At 42.4% G+C, this 20,183-nt stretch carries 15 protein-coding genes; 7 read left to right on the top strand and 8 right to left on the bottom strand.

The annotated features are described in order from the left end of the window. The first annotated feature begins 104 nt into the window (after positions 1-104). From rbbA to ACZW67_RS10700, 5 genes are all read left to right on the top strand, one after another. Positions 105-2,876, top strand: a complete 2,772-nt coding sequence (gene rbbA / locus ACZW67_RS10720) for a ribosome-associated ATPase/putative transporter RbbA (RefSeq protein ID WP_465183237.1) — start codon at positions 105-107, stop codon at positions 2,874-2,876. Further along, positions 2,877-3,995: an ABC transporter permease gene (locus ACZW67_RS10715; RefSeq protein WP_290161490.1), complete on the top strand. Its 1,119-nt coding sequence runs from the start codon at positions 2,877-2,879 to the stop codon at positions 3,993-3,995. It abuts the gene before it with no gap. A 158-nt stretch (positions 3,996-4,153) separates the two neighbouring features. Continuing rightward, on the top strand, positions 4,154-5,623 hold the full coding sequence (locus tag ACZW67_RS10710) for an efflux transporter outer membrane subunit (protein ID WP_465183236.1): 1,470 nt from the start codon (positions 4,154-4,156) through the stop codon (positions 5,621-5,623). 350 nt (positions 5,624-5,973) lie between these two features. After that, on the top strand, positions 5,974-7,353 hold the full coding sequence (locus ACZW67_RS10705) for a glutamate decarboxylase (protein WP_465183235.1): 1,380 nt from the start codon (positions 5,974-5,976) through the stop codon (positions 7,351-7,353). Positions 7,354-7,362: 9 nt separating this feature from the next. Beyond that, the gene (locus ACZW67_RS10700; protein ID WP_465183234.1) at positions 7,363-9,150 is read left to right on the top strand and encodes an aspartate:alanine exchanger family transporter; all 1,788 of its coding nucleotides are present in this window, start codon (positions 7,363-7,365) and stop codon (positions 9,148-9,150) included. A gap of 440 nt (positions 9,151-9,590) precedes the next feature. Here the strand turns inward: ACZW67_RS10700 and pcaD are convergent, their stop codons facing one another. From pcaD to ACZW67_RS10660, 8 genes are all read right to left on the bottom strand, one after another. Further along, a complete protein-coding gene (gene pcaD / locus ACZW67_RS10695; RefSeq protein ID WP_465183233.1) occupies positions 9,591-10,370 on the bottom strand; it encodes a 3-oxoadipate enol-lactonase in 780 nt (259 codons plus the stop codon). 84 nt (positions 10,371-10,454) lie between these two features. Beyond that, positions 10,455-11,687, bottom strand: a complete 1,233-nt coding sequence (gene pcaF / locus ACZW67_RS10690; protein ID WP_465183232.1) for a 3-oxoadipyl-CoA thiolase — start codon at positions 11,685-11,687, stop codon at positions 10,455-10,457. 28 nt (positions 11,688-11,715) lie between these two features. Next, positions 11,716-12,372, bottom strand: coding sequence for a 3-oxoacid CoA-transferase subunit B (locus ACZW67_RS10685; RefSeq protein ID WP_465183231.1), 657 nt, complete (start codon positions 12,370-12,372; stop codon positions 11,716-11,718). Between the two features lie 46 nt (positions 12,373-12,418). After that, positions 12,419-13,111, bottom strand: a complete 693-nt coding sequence (locus tag ACZW67_RS10680; protein WP_465183230.1) for a 3-oxoacid CoA-transferase subunit A — start codon at positions 13,109-13,111, stop codon at positions 12,419-12,421. Positions 13,112-13,450: 339 nt separating this feature from the next. Beyond that, positions 13,451-14,290, bottom strand: coding sequence for a SphA family protein (locus ACZW67_RS10675; protein WP_465183229.1), 840 nt, complete (start codon positions 14,288-14,290; stop codon positions 13,451-13,453). Between the two features lie 231 nt (positions 14,291-14,521). Next, on the bottom strand, positions 14,522-15,445 hold the full coding sequence (gene catA / locus ACZW67_RS10670; RefSeq protein ID WP_465183228.1) for a catechol 1,2-dioxygenase: 924 nt from the start codon (positions 15,443-15,445) through the stop codon (positions 14,522-14,524). A 184-nt stretch (positions 15,446-15,629) separates the two neighbouring features. Further along, positions 15,630-15,920 carry a muconolactone Delta-isomerase gene (gene catC, locus ACZW67_RS10665; protein ID WP_298809979.1) on the bottom strand — a complete coding sequence of 97 codons (291 nt, stop codon included), beginning with the start codon at positions 15,918-15,920 and terminating at the stop codon, positions 15,630-15,632. Positions 15,921-15,993: 73 nt separating this feature from the next. Then, positions 15,994-17,115, bottom strand: coding sequence for a muconate/chloromuconate family cycloisomerase (locus ACZW67_RS10660; protein ID WP_465183227.1), 1,122 nt, complete (start codon positions 17,113-17,115; stop codon positions 15,994-15,996). A 196-nt stretch (positions 17,116-17,311) separates the two neighbouring features. On the opposite strand from ACZW67_RS10660, the gene ACZW67_RS10655 reads away from it, so the two are divergent. Next, entirely contained in the window at positions 17,312-18,229 is a 918-nt protein-coding gene (locus ACZW67_RS10655; protein ID WP_465183226.1) for a LysR family transcriptional regulator, read from the top strand. Positions 18,230-18,855: 626 nt separating this feature from the next. Next, on the top strand, positions 18,856-19,899 hold the full coding sequence (locus tag ACZW67_RS10650) for a TRAP transporter substrate-binding protein (RefSeq protein WP_465183225.1): 1,044 nt from the start codon (positions 18,856-18,858) through the stop codon (positions 19,897-19,899). The last annotated feature ends 284 nt before the right edge of the window (positions 19,900-20,183 follow it).

Raw genomic sequence — 20,183 nt, 5'->3', positions numbered from 1 at the left:
TCGAGTATGACAGCAGAAAATGAGGTCATAAATTATTCAGAGGGTTTTACAACCGAAGAGTTATCTTTATGAATAAATTAACGATACAAACTGTGAGATAACGTATGGATAGCCAACATACCGCCGTTGAAATTAACACTGTTTCGCATACATATGGCAAAACGGTTGCTCTTGATAATATTTCCCTAAATATCTTACAAGGAAGCACCGTTGGGCTAATTGGTCCTGATGGTGTTGGGAAATCAACGTTGTTGTCTCTTATTGCAGGGGTCAAGGTCATTCAAAATGGCTCTGTGCAAGTATTCGGTAAGGATATGGCAAAAAAATCTGCACGTGAGGCGCTGTCAAAACATATCGCCTTTATGCCACAAGGCTTAGGGCATAATCTTTATCCAACCCTGTCGGTATATGAGAACGTGGAATTTCATGCGCGACTGTTTGGATTGAATGCACATGAGCGCCATGTACGAATAGCCCGTTTACTTGAGGCAACTGGGCTAGCACCGTTTCCTGATCGTGCGGCTGGCAAGCTATCGGGCGGAATGAAGCAAAAACTGAGCTTATGCTGTGCATTGGTGCACAATCCTGACTTACTGATTCTGGATGAGCCAACCACAGGGGTAGACCCTTTATCACGCCGTCAATTCTGGTCATTAGTGGCCTCGTTACAAGCTGAACGTCAAGAGATGACGGTCATCGTGTCGACAGCCTATATTGATGAAGCCAAAAATTTTGAATACCTGCTAGCGATGGATGATGGCAAGCTCTTAGCCAATCAGCGGACGCAAACCGTCATGACAGAGCTGAATGTCACATCACTTGAAGAGGCCTACATCAAGTTATTGCCACCAGAGAAACAAACGAATGCAGGCGCGTTGGTTATCACGCCATTTGTCCCTGATCCTGATGCACCGCCCGCTATTGAGGCAAAAAACCTAACCAAGCGTTTTGGAGACTTTACAGCAGTTGATAATGTCAGCTTTCGTATTGAGAAAGGTGAGATTTTTGGTTTTTTAGGCTCTAACGGTTGTGGCAAATCGACCACGATGAAAATGCTGACTGGATTGATTGATAAAACAGAGGGTTCAGCCAAATTACTGGGTCAATCTATCGATGCAAATGACATAGCGACAAAAATGCGCGTCGGCTATATGTCGCAGTCTTTCTCGCTTTATGAAGAGTTGAGCGTACGTCAAAACTTAGAGCTGCATGCAACCCTTTATCAAATAGAAGGAGAGCGTGGACAGCAGGCCGTAAAGGATGCATTAGATAAATTTGACCTCAGTACCGTGGCGGATACAGCGCCAGCCTCATTGTCACTGGGTATCCGCCAAAGATTACAGCTGGCAGCGGCTTGTTTGCATCATCCGGAAGTATTGATTCTGGATGAGCCAACCTCAGGCGTCGATCCTGGTGCTCGTGATATGTTTTGGCGACAGCTATTGACGCTTTCACGAGAAGATAAAATCACGATATTTATTTCTACTCATTTTATGAATGAAGCCAGCCGATGCGATCGTATCTCTTTTATGCATCGTGGTCGCGTGCTGGTCGTTGGTACACCGACAGAGCTGACACATAATAAACAAGCGGAAGATCTCGAAGAAGCTTTTGTAGAGTATCTGCTCGAAGATGAAAAAAATGACACTGAACCCACCAGCCAAAACGACACGACTGAAAATACACCAGCAGAATCAGCGATCATAGCGTCTGAACCTGATAGTCAAACCGACAAAACCGACACGCTTAAGTATTGGTTTACCACTGTGTGGACATTTGCCACGCGCGAATTTAAAGAGCTATTACGCGATAAAATCAGGCTGTTTTTTGCTATCGTTGGGCCCATTATTTTGATGGTCATGACCGGTTGGAGTATCTCTTTTGATGTGCATGATCTACCGTATACGATACTCGATCAAGATCACTCTGCACAAAGTCGACAGTTGACGGAGTACTTTTCGGGCTCAGAATATTTTACATCTACGTCACCCGTAGACTCCATAAAGGCCGCTGAATACGCGCTTAGAAGCTCTGAGACGCAATTGGTTATTGATATTCCAGTGGATTATGGACGTGATTTATTGGCCAGTAGACAACCAGAAGCGAGCTTTTATATTGATGGGACAGTGCCATTCAATGCGGCCAATATTGAGGGCTATGTAGGGGGGGTTATGACGATATATATCACAGACCTTCTTCAAGATACTGGCTTGCCTATCGATTTAGACCCTGCCGCTGAAGTGGTTCCACGCTTTATGTATAACCAAGACTTCAAAAGTGTGAACGCGGTCATTCCCAGTGTGCTAATGATGATACTCATGTTGATTCCAGCAATGATGACCACGCTGGGAGTGGTGCGTGAGCGCGAAGTTGGCTCGATATCAAATCTCTACACATCACCAGCCAGTGTGCCTCAATACCTACTGGGAAAACAGCTACCTTATGTCGTTCTGGGACTGATCAATTATCTCATACTTGTACTCATGGCCATATTTTGGTTCAAAGTGCCTATAAAAGGCTCTTTTTTGGCGATGTCTTTTGGCGCATTGCTGTTGGTCTATGTGTCTACAGGACTGGGGCTGCTTGTGTCTAGTTTGGTTCGCACACAGGTTGCCGCCTTGTTTGTCACCGCCATCGTCACTCTGATACCCACCATTAACTACTCTGGGTTGTTGTATCCGCTCTCTAGTATGGACGGCATTGCTTATGCCATTGGGGTCGGGTTCCCCGCATCTTGGTATCAGCGTATCAGTATTGGCGGGTTTACTAAAGGACTGAGTTGGTCCAGTTTTTTGACGGAGTACATGGTTTTGACCGCTTTTGCCTTGGCATTTATCACATTTGCTTCTATTTTCCTGAAAAAGCAGGAGGTATAAGTGCAGACTTTTAAAAATATCTGGACGTTGACCATCAAAGAATTGCGCAGTCTGTTTGGAGACAAGATACTGTTTCTCATGATTGGCTTCGTGTTCTCTGTCACTATTTATACTGTGGCAGAAGGCATCAATACGGATGTACGCAATGCGCCTGTCGGTATTATAGATTTAGACCGTACAGCCCTGACCAGACAAATTCGAGATGCTCTACAACAACCTTACTTTCTGCCTCCTGTCGATGTGAAACGCGAAGATGTCGATGAGTTGATGGACAAGAGCAAGCTTATTTTTGTGCTGGAATTTCCCCCTGGGTTTGAACGAGATGTGCTGGCTGGACGAAAACCGCAAGTTCAGCTGTTAATTGATGCGACCACCATGACTCAAGCAGGTATTGGGCAAGCCTATATTCTCCAAATATTTAATCAGGAAGTGAGTAATTTTTTAAAACAAGCCGATCCACCGTTATTGGTCAAGCCAGTACTGAACATGATATTTAACCCAAACGGAGACAGCTACTGGTACACACCAGTTATGGAAGTCTGCAATATGATTGCGCTCTTGGCAATAGGGTTGTCCGGTGCCGCTGTTATCCGTGAACGCGAACGTGGCACCATCGAGCATCTCTTGGTGATGCCAGTCAATACAACAGAAATCGTGATTTCAAAAATACTTGCCAATAGCTTGGTGATTTTATGTGCCTCCATGTTATCGATGGTTTTTGTGGTCCAGTATCTGCTCGGCATTCCCATTAACGGGTCGCTGCTTTTATTCGGTAGTGGTGTGGTCGTGTATCTGTTCTCCATATCTTCTCTCGGCATTATGCTATCAACCATGGCGCCGAGTATGCCGCAGTTTGCCTTATTGATGTTGCCCGTCTTAGTCGTATCGTTACTCTTATCTGGCTCTATAGCGCCACGCAGCAATATGCCCGAAGCGGCACAAATGATAAGCGAGTATTGGCCCACGACTCAGTTTGTCAGCTTTACTCAAAATGTTTTATTCCGTAATGCTGGCTTGGACATTGTTTGGCCTGAGCTATTAGTCATGACAGGTATCGGCGTCGTGTTTCTTATTTTTGCTTTAGTACGATTTAAAGCGATGCTTGAAAAGCTAGGATAATGTGCAAAACAGACTGGCCCAATTTGGCTCAATAAAAGCCAGTCATACATGTAACGACATCTTAGGATAGGTCCTAGCAAACGTCCTAGGGCGTGTTTGATATTCGACCATGGCACTGAATTAAAAATAATGATAGAGAATATAAGGAGAAGAAACGCATGTTTCCATTATCCAAAATTGTGAGTTTGGGAGCATTGGTCTTGATCTTAAGCGCCTGCCAAAGCACACAGGTTGTTCACCAAAGTGACATTTCTATTCCGACGACATTTGACGAAAACAAAGCGGCGAAGGGCAGTCCAGAAATTAGCCACTGGTGGCGACAATGGCAAGATCCGCTATTAAGTCGCCTAATAGAGCAAGGCTTACAAGACAGCCCCGATATCCGCATCGCTGAAAGTCGTTTTGCAGAAGCAGTGGCAATCAGTCGTCTTGCCACTGCTGATCTTGGGCCACAAGCTGGCGTCAATGCTTCAGCGGGCATTATAAATGGTTCGGCTCATCTGTCTGCAAATGACAACCTCAGTCGTCTATTGGGTGCTAGTACAGCGCTGCTAGAGACGCACCAAGATATAGACAGCAGTCATGCTAATGCGGGATTCTCTGCTGCGTGGGAGCCAGATATATTTGGCAGAAAACAAAGTGATGCTGATGCCGCCCGTTATGCGGCGTTGGGTGTACAAGAAAAAGTATATGGCGCGCAAATGCTACTGGCAGATCAAATTGCTGATCACTATTTTCAAGCCCGTGCCGCCCAGCAGCGTGAAGTCATTACCGCTCGTAATGTAGAGATATTGACGCGCTTTGAGCGATATATAAAAGGGCGTTTTCAAGCGGGTCAAGTCACCATGTATGAAGTTAATAATGTCCAAAGTAAACTCAATGCTATGCGTGCGAAGAAAAGCACAATCAATGCAGAGTATGCAATGCACGTACGTAGCATAGCCGTACTTATCGGGCAAGTACCGCAAGGTTTTGAGCTACCTTCTACGACTGTAGACATCCTCAATCATCAACCGAGTGCGCCCAGTGGCCAAACGCCCCAAGGGTTGCTAGAACGTCGTCCAGATCTGCGTGCCTATGGCGCACAAGTCAATGCCTATTCTGCCAAACTGGCAAGTGCCAAAGCTGATCTACTGCCACGTTTCTCCATTCGTTTTTTAGGTCAAGGCGGGCGTATTAACGTTGACAGTGATGTGCCAGATTTGAAAGGTTGGGGAAGTATATTGAGTGTGGGTATACAGGTTCCTATTTTTACAAACGGTCGGATTAAGGCCAATATTGACAGCGCAGACGCTCGATTGCAAACGGCGCTGCTACAGTATGATCGAAGGCTACTGCGTGCGCTTGGTGAGGTGGATAATACCTATCAGGCACATCAGGCTCTACAGCAGCAACAAAAATTGCTGAATACGGCCTATCAGCAGTCTGCCAAGCGTGCCAGCGATGCCGAAAAGCTGTTTCGTTATGGCTATCAAACGTTAGATGAAGCTCTGACAGCGCAGCTCGACTCGGAACAAATACAAGAAAACTTGATTTACTCGCAGCTTGCTCGAGCACAAATGCTACTGAACCTTTATAAATCACTAGGAGGAGGATGGGGAGAGGATGTCACTGCGGAGGCATCGTAAATTCAGACAGCTTATGAGTGATTTATGTTGGAAAAACTGTAGAACTATCATCAAGACTACAAAACAAGATTCGAAGCCATCAGCGATATCACTAAAAATGCAGTTTAGTTATTATCATCTGGTTGCGTAACTATGATTTTCTAAGTTAATGCCTACAAATATAGCCCATAATTCAGTTAGTTAATTTAAATATTTATTTAAGATAAATATTACTTCGTTTAACAATAACATAACTATCATATAAATTTAACTTAACAATAAGGCAACATATTCTAAACTTGCAAAGGTATCTAATATTTATAGGTCGACACATACAATGAGTTTTCAATCATATAAAGGAACGTTAGATTATGCCTTTACACAACCGAAATCGGATAGATCCTATTAGCGAAGACGTTTACGAAGACCCAATGAGTAATACGCTACTCAATAAATTTCAATTGCCTCAAAATAGTACTCAGCCAGAAGTTGTTGCTCAGTTTATAAAAGATGAGCTGCTTCTCGATGGCAATGCCAAGCAGAATCTGGCTACATTTTGTACGACATGGATGGAAGATGAGGTTCATGACATCATGGACTTATGTGTCGATAAAAACATGATTGATAAGGATGAATACCCACAGACTGCTGAAATGGAAGCGCGTTGTGTTCATATCTTAGCTGATCTATGGAATAGCCCACAAGCTCATACGACTCTTGGTTGCTCAACTACGGGCTCATCAGAAGCTTGTATGCTTGGCGGATTAGCCATGAAGTGGCGCTGGCGTCAAAAACGTGAATCAGCAGGATTAGATGCCTCAAAGCCCAATTTGGTCGTTGGGCCAGTACAGATTTGTTGGCATAAATTTGCGCGGTATTTTGATGTTGAGCTTCGTCAAATTCCACTTGAAGGTAATGAGGTTAGTACCAATCCCAAAAAAATAAAAGACTATGTTGATGAAAATACCATTGGTGTCATTCCTACCTTAGGGGTGACTTACACTTGTGTGTATGAAGACGTCGCTGCGATGGCAAAAGAGCTAGATGATATTCAAAGCGAAAAAGGATGGGACATACCTATTCATGTAGATGCCGCTTCGGGTGGATTTATAGCGCCCTTCATTCAACCTGAACTTGAGTGGGATTTTCGTATCGATAGAGTGAAGTCTATCAATGCGAGTGGTCATAAATACGGTCTGGCACCACTAGGTGTCGGCTGGGTAGTTTGGCGATCAGAAGAAGACTTGCCAGAAGATTTGATATTCTATGTAGATTATCTAGGTGGAAACATGGCAACCTTTGCGCTTAACTTTTCTCGACCAGGTGGTCAAATTGTCGCGCAATACTATAATTTTTTACGATTAGGCTTTGAAGGTTATAGAGGTGTTCAACAAGCCTGTGTAGATACCGCTCAATGGTTAGCAGACGAAATCTCAAAGTTAGGTCCGTTTGAGATGTTTTATGATGGACGAGGTGGTTTACCTGCTCTTAGTTATACCCTAAAAGAAGGAGACTGGGGTTTCAATCTCTATGATTTATCTGACAAGGTTCGTCAACATGGTTGGCAAATAGCCTCTTATCCGCTACCAAATGATCGTCAGGATACGGTTATTCAACGCATCTTAATTCGTCATGGTATCAGTCGAGATATGGCCGCGTTGTTATTACGTGATATTAAAGCCGCTGTTGAATACTATAAAGCGCATCCAGTTTCACATTCTAGCTCTACTCGTACCTTTCATCACACATAGAAGAGCATTATGAGTAATCCTACTGTAGTCGGTCAGATATTCGATAAGATAGAGCCTGTTACTGCTTCAGGCTTACATGGATTTTTTCAACTGCTGGATAATCAGCCCATAGTATTTATCTTGTTATCATTAGCTTTAGGTACTTATATTGGTAATCGTAGTATCAAGAATATCTCTTTAGGGTCAACAGCAGGTACTTTGCTGGTAGGGGTTGTGCTTTCGATGATTGCACAGTCTGCTTATGATATTACTTATGCCATACCAGGGGTTCTTTCAACCTTTATGCTCCTTCTTTTTATGTATGCTTTAGGGCTTAAAGTTGGACCTCAGTTTTTTGCTGGATTAAAAAAAGGTGGTTTGGCATTCATTAGTATCGGTGTCATTGTCTGGTCACTAAACTGGATTATCTGCTTTTTTGGGGCAAAGTTTGCAGGCTTAGCACCTGGATATGCAACAGGACTTATCTCTGGCAGCTATACCATAACGGCCATACTAGGAGTGGGGCAAGGCGCTTTATCGAGTGGTGCCTATATACCACCGTCAGAAATAACAGCGGAAGAAGTTGGTGCCAATATGGCTGCAGCCTATGCCGTTAGCTATGTCTTATCCACTGTTGGTATTATTTTACTCATTCGCTATTTACCTAAGATTTTTGGTTACAACTCTGCTGAAGAGGCTAAAGCCGCTGAAGCTAATTATAATGGCGGTGCTACAGATCCTTTACCTGGGGCACCTCAGGCATTAACACTGGGTTTTTCACCGTATGATTTACGCGCCTTTTATGTGACTCACAAAAACATTGTTGGCAAAAGTATCTCAGCGTTAGTCAAAGAGTATCCGCAAGCGCCTATTTTACGTTTGGTTAGAAGTGGCGCGATTGTAGAGTTATCAGATGATCCTATCGTTCAACTGAACGATATCGTTACGGTTAGAGCCAATATTCACGATTTAATCTTTGTAGACAATGAACTCATTGGTCCTGAAGCTGATGATCAATTGGCTCGCAGTGTCCCTATAGAAGTTGCAGATATTCACATCGGCTCTCATGATATCTCAGGTCAAAACATTCATGACCTCAGCGAGTTTGGAATAGGAGGTGTTACTGTTCAAGCTTTATTTAGAGCAGGTAATGAAATTCCACTAGGTCCTAAAACACAGATTTATTTCGGAGATGTGATTAGACTAGCAGGTCCGGATGTGGCTTTAAATATGGCAGGGCAACGCTTGGGAGGACGAGTAATATTACCAACCATGAAGTCTGAAATAATTTATCTTGCCGTTGCGATGGTTATCGGATATTTAGTCGGTATTATAACGGTCCGAATTGCAGGTATTCCATTTGCACTAGGAACTTCAGCAGGGTGTATTCTTGCTGGGATTGCCGTTAGTTATTTTCGCAGTCGCAACCCTGAGTTTGGTGGTCCGATACATGAAGGCGCCAGAAGCTTCTTGCAAGATTTTGGTTTAAACGTTTTTGTGGCAGTTTTAGCCGCCAATGTTGGGCCTAAAGTTATTACAGCCTTACATGGTGATACTCTATTATGGCTAGCAGTAATTGGAATAGCAGGTGCGTTAATACCACCGCTCGTTGCCTTCTGGATAGGGGTGAAATTCTTTAAACTTAACTCAATCATTGCTGATGGTGCCGCCACTGGCGCTAGAAATAGTACACCTGGACTAAACGCCATTATGGAAGAGTCAAAAAGTTCAGTTGCTGCTATACCTTACCCTGTCAGTTATGCGCTTACGACCGTCTTAGCTTTGATTGGCGGTTATATTTCGATGATTTTATCTTGAGTTTTTAGGACTGAAATTAGTAGACAATGATTATTTCAAAATTCTAATATTGACAATCTCACCTAATAATAAAGGCCTGAGAAAGCTATAGATCTTATACTGAACTGCCCCAAGATTTTTGGAGCATTAACCCCCTAAAGAATGAGCGTTGAAATTAGCAGTTTGATATTCCGTTTAAAAGTATTTTCAGATATCTGCTAGATATACCCTCAAAATACTGTTGTGAAAAGTTATCGTAAGTTATGCGATGTTATGGTGCGATAAGACATTAAAAGACCTCACAACTGCTAGGTTGTGAGGTCTTTTAATTGCTTCTAATAGTATTCGATGGTGCGTCTACGTTTTGTAAGAACAAGAATATAATTCACCATGTGATACAAAAATGATTATAGTTAAAAGTGACTAGTATCACTTAGCTAAAAAAATACTTACTTACTTACTTACTTACTTAGGTGATTACGTATCAGCTGAGTAAATACGTCTGGCTGTTCGATATTTGAGATATGTGATGCATCAATCGTGGCAAGCGTTGAGTTTGGAATGTTATCAACCATATACTGACCATCAGCAACGGTAGTAACAGGGTCTTGAGAGCCTGCCAACACTGTAACTGGTACGCGAATATCTTTTAGATGCTCTCGAGTATCGGCAGTAGACAACGCTTCGCAGCAGCTGGCATAGCCTTCTGCACTACCAGCCGCAAGAGCATTGGATAGTGCTCTAACCACATCAGGATACTGTTCAATAAAACCAGCTGTAAACCAACGTGATGCTGCTGTTTTGGCGATATCGTCCAGCCCGTTCTCACGTACTAATGCCGCACGCTCAAGCCATGGTGCTTCTGAGCCAATTTTGGCTGCGGTATTACACAATAGCAAGTGCTCAAAGCGATCTGGGTGATTAATGGCTAGCCACTGACCAGTCATACCACCCATTGAAATGCCACAAAAAAATGCTTTATCAACATGTAGGTGATTTAACAGATCGATCACATCTTGCCCAAGCTGAGCCAAACTATAAGGGCCATTAGGTGCTGATGACTTCCCATGACCACGAGTATCGTAGCAAATGATAAAGTAATCGGCTTGTAAGATATCGATTTGTGGTTGCCACATATGATAGCTAGTGCCTAGAGAATTGGAAAATATTAGGGCAGGGTCGTTGCTATCGCCAAAAGTGGCATAATTCAGAGTGATGTCTTTATTTTCTAATACAGGCATGATAAAGGTCCTTACTTTTGAAGAGCATGTGAGGAGGGGATTGTTTTTTACCTAGTGAAAAATACGTTTATCTTGAACTATTAGTTAGCTGTCAATACGCTCAATGATCATGGCGATACCTTGACCAACACCAATACACATAGAGCAAATGGCATAGCGTTTACTAGTCTGTTCTAGCTGATTAAGGGCGGTTAAAACCAACCTTGCACCCGAGGCACCAAGTGGGTGGCCCAGTGAAATAGCACCACCATTTGGGTTGACACGCACGCTATCATCAGGCAAACCCAAATCTCGTGTACAGGCTAACGATTGAGAGGAGAAGGCTTCATTTAGCTCAATGACATCCATTTGATCAAGTGATAAACCTGTATGCTTAAGTAGTTTTTTGATGGCAGGGGCAGGCGCAAAGCCCATAATACGAGGCTCAACGCCTACTGTGGTTGAAGCAACAATACGGGCACGTGGTTTTAGATTGAATTGCTTGACAGCGTGCTCTGACGCTACTAAGAAAGCCGCCGCGCCATCATTAATACCAGAGGCATTACCGGCGGTTACAGTCCCTGTTGTACTAACGATTGGGCGTAATTTCGTTAGCTTCTCAATAGTGGTGTCTGCTCGTGGATGCTCATCAGTACTAATAACGACTGGATCTCCTTTACGCTGAGGAATATTGACTGGTATGATTTCACTGTCAAAAAATCCAGATGCTTGTGCATTTGCGGTACGTTGTTGACTACGTAGCGCAAATGCATCTTGATCAGCACGGTTAATATGAAACTGTTCTGCCACGTTTTCAGCCGTCTGTGGCATCGATTCAGTGCCGTACAGTGCGTCTAATTTGGGATTAACGAAACGCCAGCCCATGGTAGTGTCTTCAATTTTTTGGCCACGGCCAAAAGCGCTGTCTGACTTGCCCATGACAAATGGTGCACGGCTCATGCTCTCAACACCGCCTGCTACAATTAAATGTGCTTCACCGGCTTTAATGGCTCGCGCAGCGATAGCTAAGGCATCCATCGATGATCCGCATAAACGGTTAACGGTAGTGGCAGGTACTTGATATGGCATGCCGGCTAATAGTGATGACATACGGCCAACGTTACGATTGTCTTCGCCGCTTTGGTTGGCACAGCCATAAACGACATCATCAACTTGTTGCCAGTCAACTTGGCTATTACGTTCCATGAGTGCTTTGATAGGAATAGCGCCTAAGTCATCAGCGCGCACTGCCGCCAGTCCGCCGCCATAACGGCCAAATGGTGTACGAATGGCATCAATGATATAGGCGTTATTTAAACCAGTGGTCGAGTCAGACATAATCGTATCCTTTTTATACTTATACTTACTATAGTAGGGTAGTGGCATCTATCAGTTGAGCACCTGTCAAAGCCTGTAAATCAGCGAAACTTAAGTGATCAACCATTTCGGTGACAACCATGCCTTTATCAGTGACATCAATCACACACAAGTCAGTATAAATACGATCAACGCAATTTTTACCAGTAACAGGGTAGGTCAGTTCGCTGACGATTTTAGGGTCACCAGTTTTGTTTGTATGATTGGTCATCACAAAGACTTTTTTGGCACCAACGGCTAAATCCATAGCGCCACCAACTGCAGGTATGGCACCTTCAGCACCAGTGCTCCAATTGGCCAAGTCACCGTTTTCGGCTACTTGAAAAGCACCCAATGCACAAATATCTATATGACCACCACGCATCATGGCAAAAGAGTCTCCATGATGAAAAAAGCTGCCACCAGCAAGCATGGTCACATACTCTTTACCAGCATTAATCAGTTCAGGATCTTCTTGCCCTTTAACAGGCGATGGACCAAAGGCCAATAAACCATTTTCTGAATGTAAAAAAACATCTTTATCATCAGGTAGGAATTTTGCAATTTTTGTTGGCAGACCAATACCTAAATTGACATAGGCACCATCTGGAATATCTTGAGCCGCACGTTCAGCGATTTGGTCACGTGTTAATGGGGTATGGCTCATAATGTCGCTCCTTGTAAAGTATCAGTATCTACATCATTACCAGTAACTAGGTATTGGCTGTATCGGTCGCATTTGCTGTTTGAACTTGCACCACGTTCTGAACAAAGATGCCAGGCGTAATAATATGTTCAGGGTCCAGCACGCCCAATTCCACTACCTCTGACACTTGAGCGATGGTTACATCAGCAGCCATCGCCATGATAGGACCAAAATTACGTGCCGATTTTCGATAGACGAGATTTCCCCAACGGTCGCCTTTAAATGCTTTAATCAAAGCAAAATCGGCTTTGATTGGGTATTCGAGCACATAGTCCTTGCCATCAATATGACGAGTTTCTTTACCTTCGGCGAGCGCTGTACCAAAGCCCGTTGGTGTATAAACTGCTCCTAAACCTGTACCCGCTGCTTGAATTCGGCATGCTAAATTACCTTGTGGTACTAACTCGAGCTCAATCTTGCCACTATGGTACAGCTCATCAAATACCCAAGAGTCAGACTGGCGCGGAAATGAGCAAATAATTTTGCGAACGGCACCAGTCTTGAGCAGTTTGGCCAAGCCATAATCACCATTACCTGCATTATTATTGATAATAACTAAATCTTTGACGCCAAGATCAATAAGTCCATCAATTAGCTCAGCAGGTTGTCCAGCCGTTCCAAAGCCACCAATCATAATGGTAGCATCATTTTTTATTTGGCTGAGTGCCTCAGTCATATTGTTTTCGGCTTTATTAATCATATTTACGTCCTATTCTATAAAAAAGTGATAAACATATTTTAAGTGTTGTTTTTGACGATATAGAATTGTTGGTCATGCAGAATTGCACTAAGGGTGTTTCAATTAAAAATTGTGCTCAGTTAACTATGCTCGGTTAAGTGAGCTCGGTTAAGTGAGCTCGGTTAAGTGAGCTCGGTTAAGTAATACGGTTTAAAAGCACAGTGCTGCTGGTATAAGTTTATCGCTTGCTGAAGGAGAATTTCATTTTGACTCATTCAAACCAAAGGCTTAGAAGAACTTATTCCAGCAGCGCACTATGAGAGATGTCTGCGTTTTATAGTGGCGTTAATACCGCTACTTTTAAAATGCTTTCGTCAATGATGCTCTAATAAGGTTGCCCTCAAAGGTGTTTTCATTTGAGTACTCTTTATAAATGGCAACATCACCACCTAGTAAAAGAGGTGGAGAGAAATAGGCCATAGATAAGCCAAGTGCATTTCTTTTCTCATCACCATCGCCAGTCTCAAACGTGTTATAGCCAACCAGTCCAACATCAAGAAGACCGTAGCTTTTACTTAAACCCCACTCAACCATAAGCTCTTCATCAAGACCGTCTGCTTTAGGTGCTTTAGGGACTTCATAAGTACCTAAGGCACTCAGATCTATATCACCAGCTTTGTTCAGTTTAACGTTGCCACCGAGGGTGAATGAAAGAGAATCATAGCCTCTACCAGCACTTGCAGCTCGATTTTCATCGTAATCGCCAGTCTCGTTAAAGTAGTAACCTACACCAGCGATTGTGTCCCATCTATCGCCATGCCAAGCAAGTAGCCCACTAGCATACGAACTTGCAAGCCCTGTTCTTTCGCCAATATTTTGACCACCAACGTCAATATCCGTATTTACCAAAGGTACAATCGCATCTAGGATTACGTCACCACCCAAAAACTTTTGAGGGGTAACCCATATCGCTCTGTTGACCAATGCGGTTGCACTTACCTTACTATCATCAGGCAAAGCTTCATTTTTGTCGGCGCTATAATTTGCTATATAACCTCTATAGTACACACCAGGTGGTGGTGCAACGCTAGCTTTGATCCCTTCAAGGCCTGGCACATATTGAGAGTCAGATGCGTGAACAGCAAACGGTAGGCTTAAAGCAGCTAGAATTAAGGCAGATTTATTCAAAACTTTTTTCATGAAACTTCCCTTTCTCATAAGTTATTTGATAAGTGTTTTTTCACACTGTGCATGCGTGCTACCCAAACTCGTTAGTAGTGTTAGGGTATGTTTAATGCTTATATTTAATACTTAGGCCTAACACCACCTTTAAAGCAGTGTTAAGCGTAGATTAATAACAGTATTGAGTGGTATTAAATAACTTTTAGGTTTTGAATGTTCTGTTCTTCTCATATTTATGATAAATATGGATTAGCCTTGTACGCGGCGACGTTCCACTTCGCTACCATGTACATCCGTTTGGGTATTTTTCAACAAGTGGAAGTCAAAGTTGATAGAAGCGTAAGGTTTATCAAGCCCTTTCTCGCTAAGCTGGTCGGTATCTTCAACCATAGTAACTTCTGGTACCAAGCCTTCACGGCTAGCAAATGCAAAGTCATCCCACAAATATTCATCACCATCGATGTTTATCTGGGTGGTCAATTTACGCAGACCATCAGCACTTACAAAGAAATGCACGTGAGCAGGTCGATGACCATGGCGACCTAAGGCACCCAATACTTTCTGGGTCATGCCTTCAGGTGGTACGGAGTAGCCAAGAGGAACGATACTGCGGAAACCATAATGGCCATTTTCATCAGTGATGATCGTACGGCGAAGGTTAAACTCAGACTGCGACTCATCAAAAAATGAATAATTGCCTAAACTATTGGCATGCCATGCTTCAACTTTGGCATTTGGCACAGGTTTTCCATCTTCGTCATAAACCGTACCTTGCATGAATAGTACGGTGCCTTCTTCGTCATCAGTACCATCGTCTAAACGAGCAAAGCCTTTACTTTCTGGTGCACCAGCTACATACAATGGGCCTTCAATAGTGCGCACTGTGCCACCTTCTAATCCAGCTTCTTTCATGTCTTCTTCGATCATTAAGTCTATGAAATGATCAAAACCTAGGCCTGGTGATAGCAAGCCAGCTTCCTTACCTAGATCGCCAATATACTCAACGCCTGCCCAGTATTCGTCAGCAGTGATGCGCAAATCATTAATGGCTTTCATCAAGTCACCTACGATACGCAAAGTAATCTCTTGCACGCGTGGGTTTACTTGATCAGGAAAGTCAATCTTACCTTTGATGAATTTTTCTGCTAATGCTTCTATGTTTTTGTGTTCCATGTCTCTCTCCTTGTTGAGGACTGTTCTATATTTTGAAATATTAGGATTTTGAATTGAGTACTCTGACCCAATATTTTTATTACCTATTTCTTTAATTTTTAAACCATGTGATTTTCAATCATATAGTTTTTTTTGCTTTGTTAAATACGTGATTTATTAAATATATGCTTTATGAAACAACAATTTAGCTGTCATCACTACGTACAGAAGAAGGGTGGCGCAGTAATGGAGTCACTTCAACTTTCATGTAAGGGTAAAGTGGTAATGACATCATGATGTCGTGTAGCTCTTCGTTGCTTTCAACATCAAAGATACTAAAGTTAGAATATTCACCAGCCAGTCGCCAGATATGACGCCATTTACCTTGCTCTTGCAGCTCTTGCGATAATGCTTTTTCTACCGCTTTTAGCTCTGCCACTTTGTTGGCATCCATATCGGTTGGTATCAATACATCCATACGTACGTGGTATAACATGAGTATTTCCTTAGTAATTGGTTTTCTGTCTATAAGTAAAAAAGTTAAAAACTGGATACTGATTGTGTTCTTATTAACCTAGCGCATGAATCTTTTTGGCATAGTGGTAAACTTTGTCTTGATCTACTTCGATACCTAGACCTGCGCCTGTTGGCACAGTTAAATTGAAGTTTTGATAGTCAAGTGGACGCACCAAAATATCATCAGTCAGCAATAATGGGCCAAACAGTTCAGTATCAAAATTCAAGCTAGGAAATGTGGAGAACACATGAGCCGAGGCCGCAGTGCCAATAGGGCCTTCTAGCATAGTGCCACCATATAAATCAATGCCTGCCAGATGTGCCATTTGTCCAATGAGGCAACCTGCTTTTAGACCGCCTGCTTGATTGATCTTAACGGCGAATACATCCGCACAGTGTTCAGCTGCTAAATGGAAGGCATTTTGTGGGTCTTGAACAATCTCATCTGCCATGATGGCGACATCAAAATGCTCTTTTAGACGTTTTAAACCAGCTTTATTGCGCATGGTTATAGGCTGTTCGATTAAATCTATAAGGCCGTCTTGTAGGCACTTGATGCCCTTCATTGCTTCAAGCTCAGTCCATGCTTGATTCACATCCACTGTAATACGGCAGTTGGGTAAGGCTTGTTTAATCGCTAGAACATGGGCAAGGTCTTGGTCAATCGGGTTACTACCAATTTTCAGCTTAAATATTTGATGCTTTTTTTGCTCAATCATTAGCTTGGCTTCAGCGATATCTTTTTCGGTGTTACCACTGGCTAGCGTCCACGCCACGCCCAATTCATCACGAACGCGGCCACCCAACAGTTCGCTGACAGGAATGCCCAAGCGCTTGCCTTCTATATCTAGCAGTGCAGTTTCGATTGCGCATTTGGCAAAGCGATTACCGCTAATTTGTTTGTTCAATAACTGCATGGCTTTTGCAGTAGAAGCGGGCGCTTCTTTAAGTAATAGTGGCGTAAAGTACGTGTCTATATTGGTCTTGATACTATGAGGACTTTCTTCTGCATAGTTTAATCCACCAATAGTGGTGGCTTCTCCCCAACCTTCATAGCCGTCTTCTGTTTTAATATGAACCAAGACCAAGGTCTGCTCGTTCATTACCGTGCAAGCCAATTTATGGGCTCGAATAGTAGGAATGGGAACCAATAATGTCTGAATTGAACGAATCATATTTATTTTTATCCTTTGTCATTAATCCTTTAAGTTCGCCATTAACTATAGGTTTTGTGACTGATTTTGTCTAAGACCTAATATAACGCTCTTTAATACCTTTTAGGTATACTATAATGACAGCTTGTACATTTAATGAAGTATCAAACCACGCTTTGATGGTGAATCGATCATTAAAATTATAGAGAGGTAAAACATGGAACTTAGGCACTTGCGTTACTTTATAGCCGTGGCTGAAGAGAAAAGCTTTAACAAGGCCGCTGAACGTTTATATATCTCGCAGCCACCACTCAGCCGCCAAATAAAACAATTAGAAGAAGAGGTTGGCGTTGTTTTAATAGACAGAGATCAGCGTCCCTTAAAGTTAACGGAAGCAGGTATTTTCTTTTATGAACATGCAATACAAATCATAAAAAAGTCTGATAATTTGCGTACGATGACCATGCGTAAAGGCACTTTTGATGGGTCTCTGTCTATCGGTTTTGTAGCCTCTATTTTGTATGGCACGCTACCGCGAGTGATTTCACGCTTTCGTAAAGTGTATCCTAATATACAAATTAAGCTACATGAGCTAAATTCGTGGCAGCAGACGCAAGCGCTGACCAGTGGCAAAATAGATGTGGGTTTTGGCAGATTATTATTTGATGATGCGTCAGTCAGGCATATTTTGTTACGAGAAGAAAGCTTGGTGGTTGCCGTCCCTATAGATCATCATATTATGCAGCAAAAGCGTAGTACTATTGGCATTGCTGATTTGATCGACGAAAACTTACTGTTATATCCTAAAGCGCCAAGACCCAGTTTTATTGACTATATTTTAGGTTTGTTTGAAGACCGAAATATTGAACCCACTTCTTTTTCAGAAGTCAGCGAGCTACATGTAGCATTAGGTTTGGTCGCCGCAGGAGTGGGTATAACTATTGTGCCTCAATCGCTTGAGCATTTGCGTGAGAAGGAAGTGGCTTATATTCCTTTTGAAGATGGGCTGTTGACATCACCTGTCATTATGAATGTTAGACATTTTGACAAATCAGATTTACTAAAGACACTATTAGGAGTGATTTACCAAATATACGAAGAAGAAAATGTGGTTCATAAGCGAGAATCTATTTAACACAAGGTAATGGATTAATGCATAAGTTTTTGCATGAGGGTTAATTTTTTCAGTAGGTAAGATGGTACTGTCCAAAAATATAGTGCTGCTAGTGTGTGATTTTTCAAAAATTTGGGTGTGACTAACTGGTATGACTAGGTAGCGCAGTAATTTAGAAAATACGCATTAGTAGCACTTTTTGATGCCTGTATGTTTTTAATATTAAATTTACTAGTAGTTGGCTTAAGTTGAGTTTTCTCTCAATAAAATACCTTTAGAGTATATTGTTGTTAGCAATTGAGGTTGCTGTCATTATTTTTTCTGTCATGAGTTTATTATGTAAAACGATCAAATTGTAATGTATAGCATTGATTTAATTGGTTTTTATGTATAAATGGTTTGATGTTTGTAGAAGTTATTACATGTTTTTTTAATTTTACTGATTGACAAGTGCATTAGTGACTGCTAATTTTAGTTGAAATGTAAAGTATTTTCAATACATGCTAGTAAATATCTGACTCTTTTAAGCAGGTTCGCACAGCAGTTAAAGATGCATTAAATCGCATGATGATCGGCATTCTTTATCTGTTTTTTCTTGTGTTTACCAAACACAATTAGCCATCAACCCACTAAGAAAGGATTCTACGATGAAACTTCCCCTTCCACTGACCATCGCGTTAGCAACTTTATTAAGCTTGAGTGGCTGTTCAAAAGAAGATGGCGCAACCACAGGCGCTAACGATGTGACCACGTTGCGTTTTTCACATTTGTGGCCAGCATCAGCAGTCATGCATACCGATGCTTTTGTGCCTTGGGCAAACAAAATCGAAAAAGAGTCGGGTGGTAGACTGAAAATAGAAATTTATCCTTCAGCCACACTTAGTAAGCCAGATGCTACGTATGAAGCGGTGGCTAAGGGAACCGTTGATTTAGGAGTGCAAGTTCAGGGTTATATCAATGGACGATTTCCATTGACTCAAATAGCTGAGCTGCCAGGATTGTCGAGCTCTGCTAGTCAAATGAGCTGTATGCTGCAAACGCTCTATGATGAGGGGGTGGTGTCTAGCGAATATGACGACACGCACTTATTGTTCATGATAGGCAGTGAGCCCAGCACCTTACATACGGTTGATAAACCGATACGTACTCCTGCCGATATGAAAGGCATGCGTATTCGCCGTCCTTCTGCGATTGGCGGCGATATTATTGAAGCGGCAGGTGGCGCGCCTGTTGGCCTACCAGCAACCGATTTATATACCTCATTACAACGTGGTGTGGTGGATGGCATGGCATTTCCATGGAGTCCAACCGGATCTTTCAAATTGACTGATGTGGTAAACACCCATACCAATATGCCTTTTTATAGCTCGGCCTTGGTCGTAACTATGAATAAAGACAAATATGCTGATTTGCCTGATGACCTAAAGAAAATTATGGACGATAACACTGGCAAGGTAATGTCAGACATAGCGGCTAACGTGTTTGATACAGAAGCGGCTAAATACAGCAGCGAAGCTAAAGCTCGCGGCGATGTGATGATTGACATTCCTGACCCGCTAAATGATCCAAAATGGAGCATACCATTAGAAGCAGGCACCAAAAAATATTTGGCAGATGTAAGTGCCATGGGACTAGATGCCCAAGCAGTGTATGCCAAAGCAAAGGAAGCGAGCGCTGCCTGTAAGTCCTAAATAATAATACAGCTATGTCACGCTTGTTAGCCTCAAACGTGATACCAGCTGTATTTGTAGTGTTTTCACTTTTCTTGCTTATATAGAAACTAAGTTGAGTCAGTAATATAGTCGATTCCATTTAAAATAGTACAAGGCAACCAAGTGTAGATGTATATCTACTACTTCAAGCAAGGTTAAAGCCGTAATACTTTTATAGCGGAATGACTATATTACTGACTCAACTTAGTTTCTATATAAGCAAGAAAAGTGAAAACACTACAAATACAGCTGGTATCACGTTT

It is taken from the genome of Psychrobacter sp. TPE 89C (genome assembly GCF_055522395.1).
The sequence above is the reverse complement of the archived record's forward strand: the minus strand, read 5'-3'. Positions and strand labels throughout refer to the sequence as shown.

Excerpts from the sequence above, each read along its gene's own strand:
- catA (WP_465183228.1), bottom strand. The coding sequence starts at position 15,445 with ATGGAACACAAAAACATAGAAGCATTAGCAGAAAAATTCATCAAAGGT.
- rbbA (WP_465183237.1), top strand. The coding sequence starts at position 105 with ATGGATAGCCAACATACCGCCGTTGAAATTAACACTGTTTCGCATACA.
- catC (WP_298809979.1), bottom strand. The coding sequence starts at position 15,920 with ATGTTATACCACGTACGTATGGATGTATTGATACCAACCGATATGGAT.
- ACZW67_RS10685 (WP_465183231.1), bottom strand. The coding sequence starts at position 12,372 with ATGAGCCATACCCCATTAACACGTGACCAAATCGCTGAACGTGCGGCT.
- ACZW67_RS10700 (WP_465183234.1), top strand. The coding sequence starts at position 7,363 with ATGAGTAATCCTACTGTAGTCGGTCAGATATTCGATAAGATAGAGCCT.
- pcaD (WP_465183233.1), bottom strand. The coding sequence starts at position 10,370 with ATGCCTGTATTAGAAAATAAAGACATCACTCTGAATTATGCCACTTTT.
- pcaF (WP_465183232.1), bottom strand. The coding sequence starts at position 11,687 with ATGTCTGACTCGACCACTGGTTTAAATAACGCCTATATCATTGATGCC.
- ACZW67_RS10680 (WP_465183230.1), bottom strand. The coding sequence starts at position 13,111 with ATGATTAATAAAGCCGAAAACAATATGACTGAGGCACTCAGCCAAATA.
- ACZW67_RS10705 (WP_465183235.1), top strand. The coding sequence starts at position 5,974 with ATGCCTTTACACAACCGAAATCGGATAGATCCTATTAGCGAAGACGTT.
- ACZW67_RS10660 (WP_465183227.1), bottom strand. The coding sequence starts at position 17,115 with ATGATTCGTTCAATTCAGACATTATTGGTTCCCATTCCTACTATTCGA.
- ACZW67_RS10655 (WP_465183226.1), top strand. The coding sequence starts at position 17,312 with ATGGAACTTAGGCACTTGCGTTACTTTATAGCCGTGGCTGAAGAGAAA.
- ACZW67_RS10710 (WP_465183236.1), top strand. The coding sequence starts at position 4,154 with ATGTTTCCATTATCCAAAATTGTGAGTTTGGGAGCATTGGTCTTGATC.
- ACZW67_RS10675 (WP_465183229.1), bottom strand. The coding sequence starts at position 14,290 with ATGAAAAAAGTTTTGAATAAATCTGCCTTAATTCTAGCTGCTTTAAGC.
- ACZW67_RS10650 (WP_465183225.1), top strand. The coding sequence starts at position 18,856 with ATGAAACTTCCCCTTCCACTGACCATCGCGTTAGCAACTTTATTAAGC.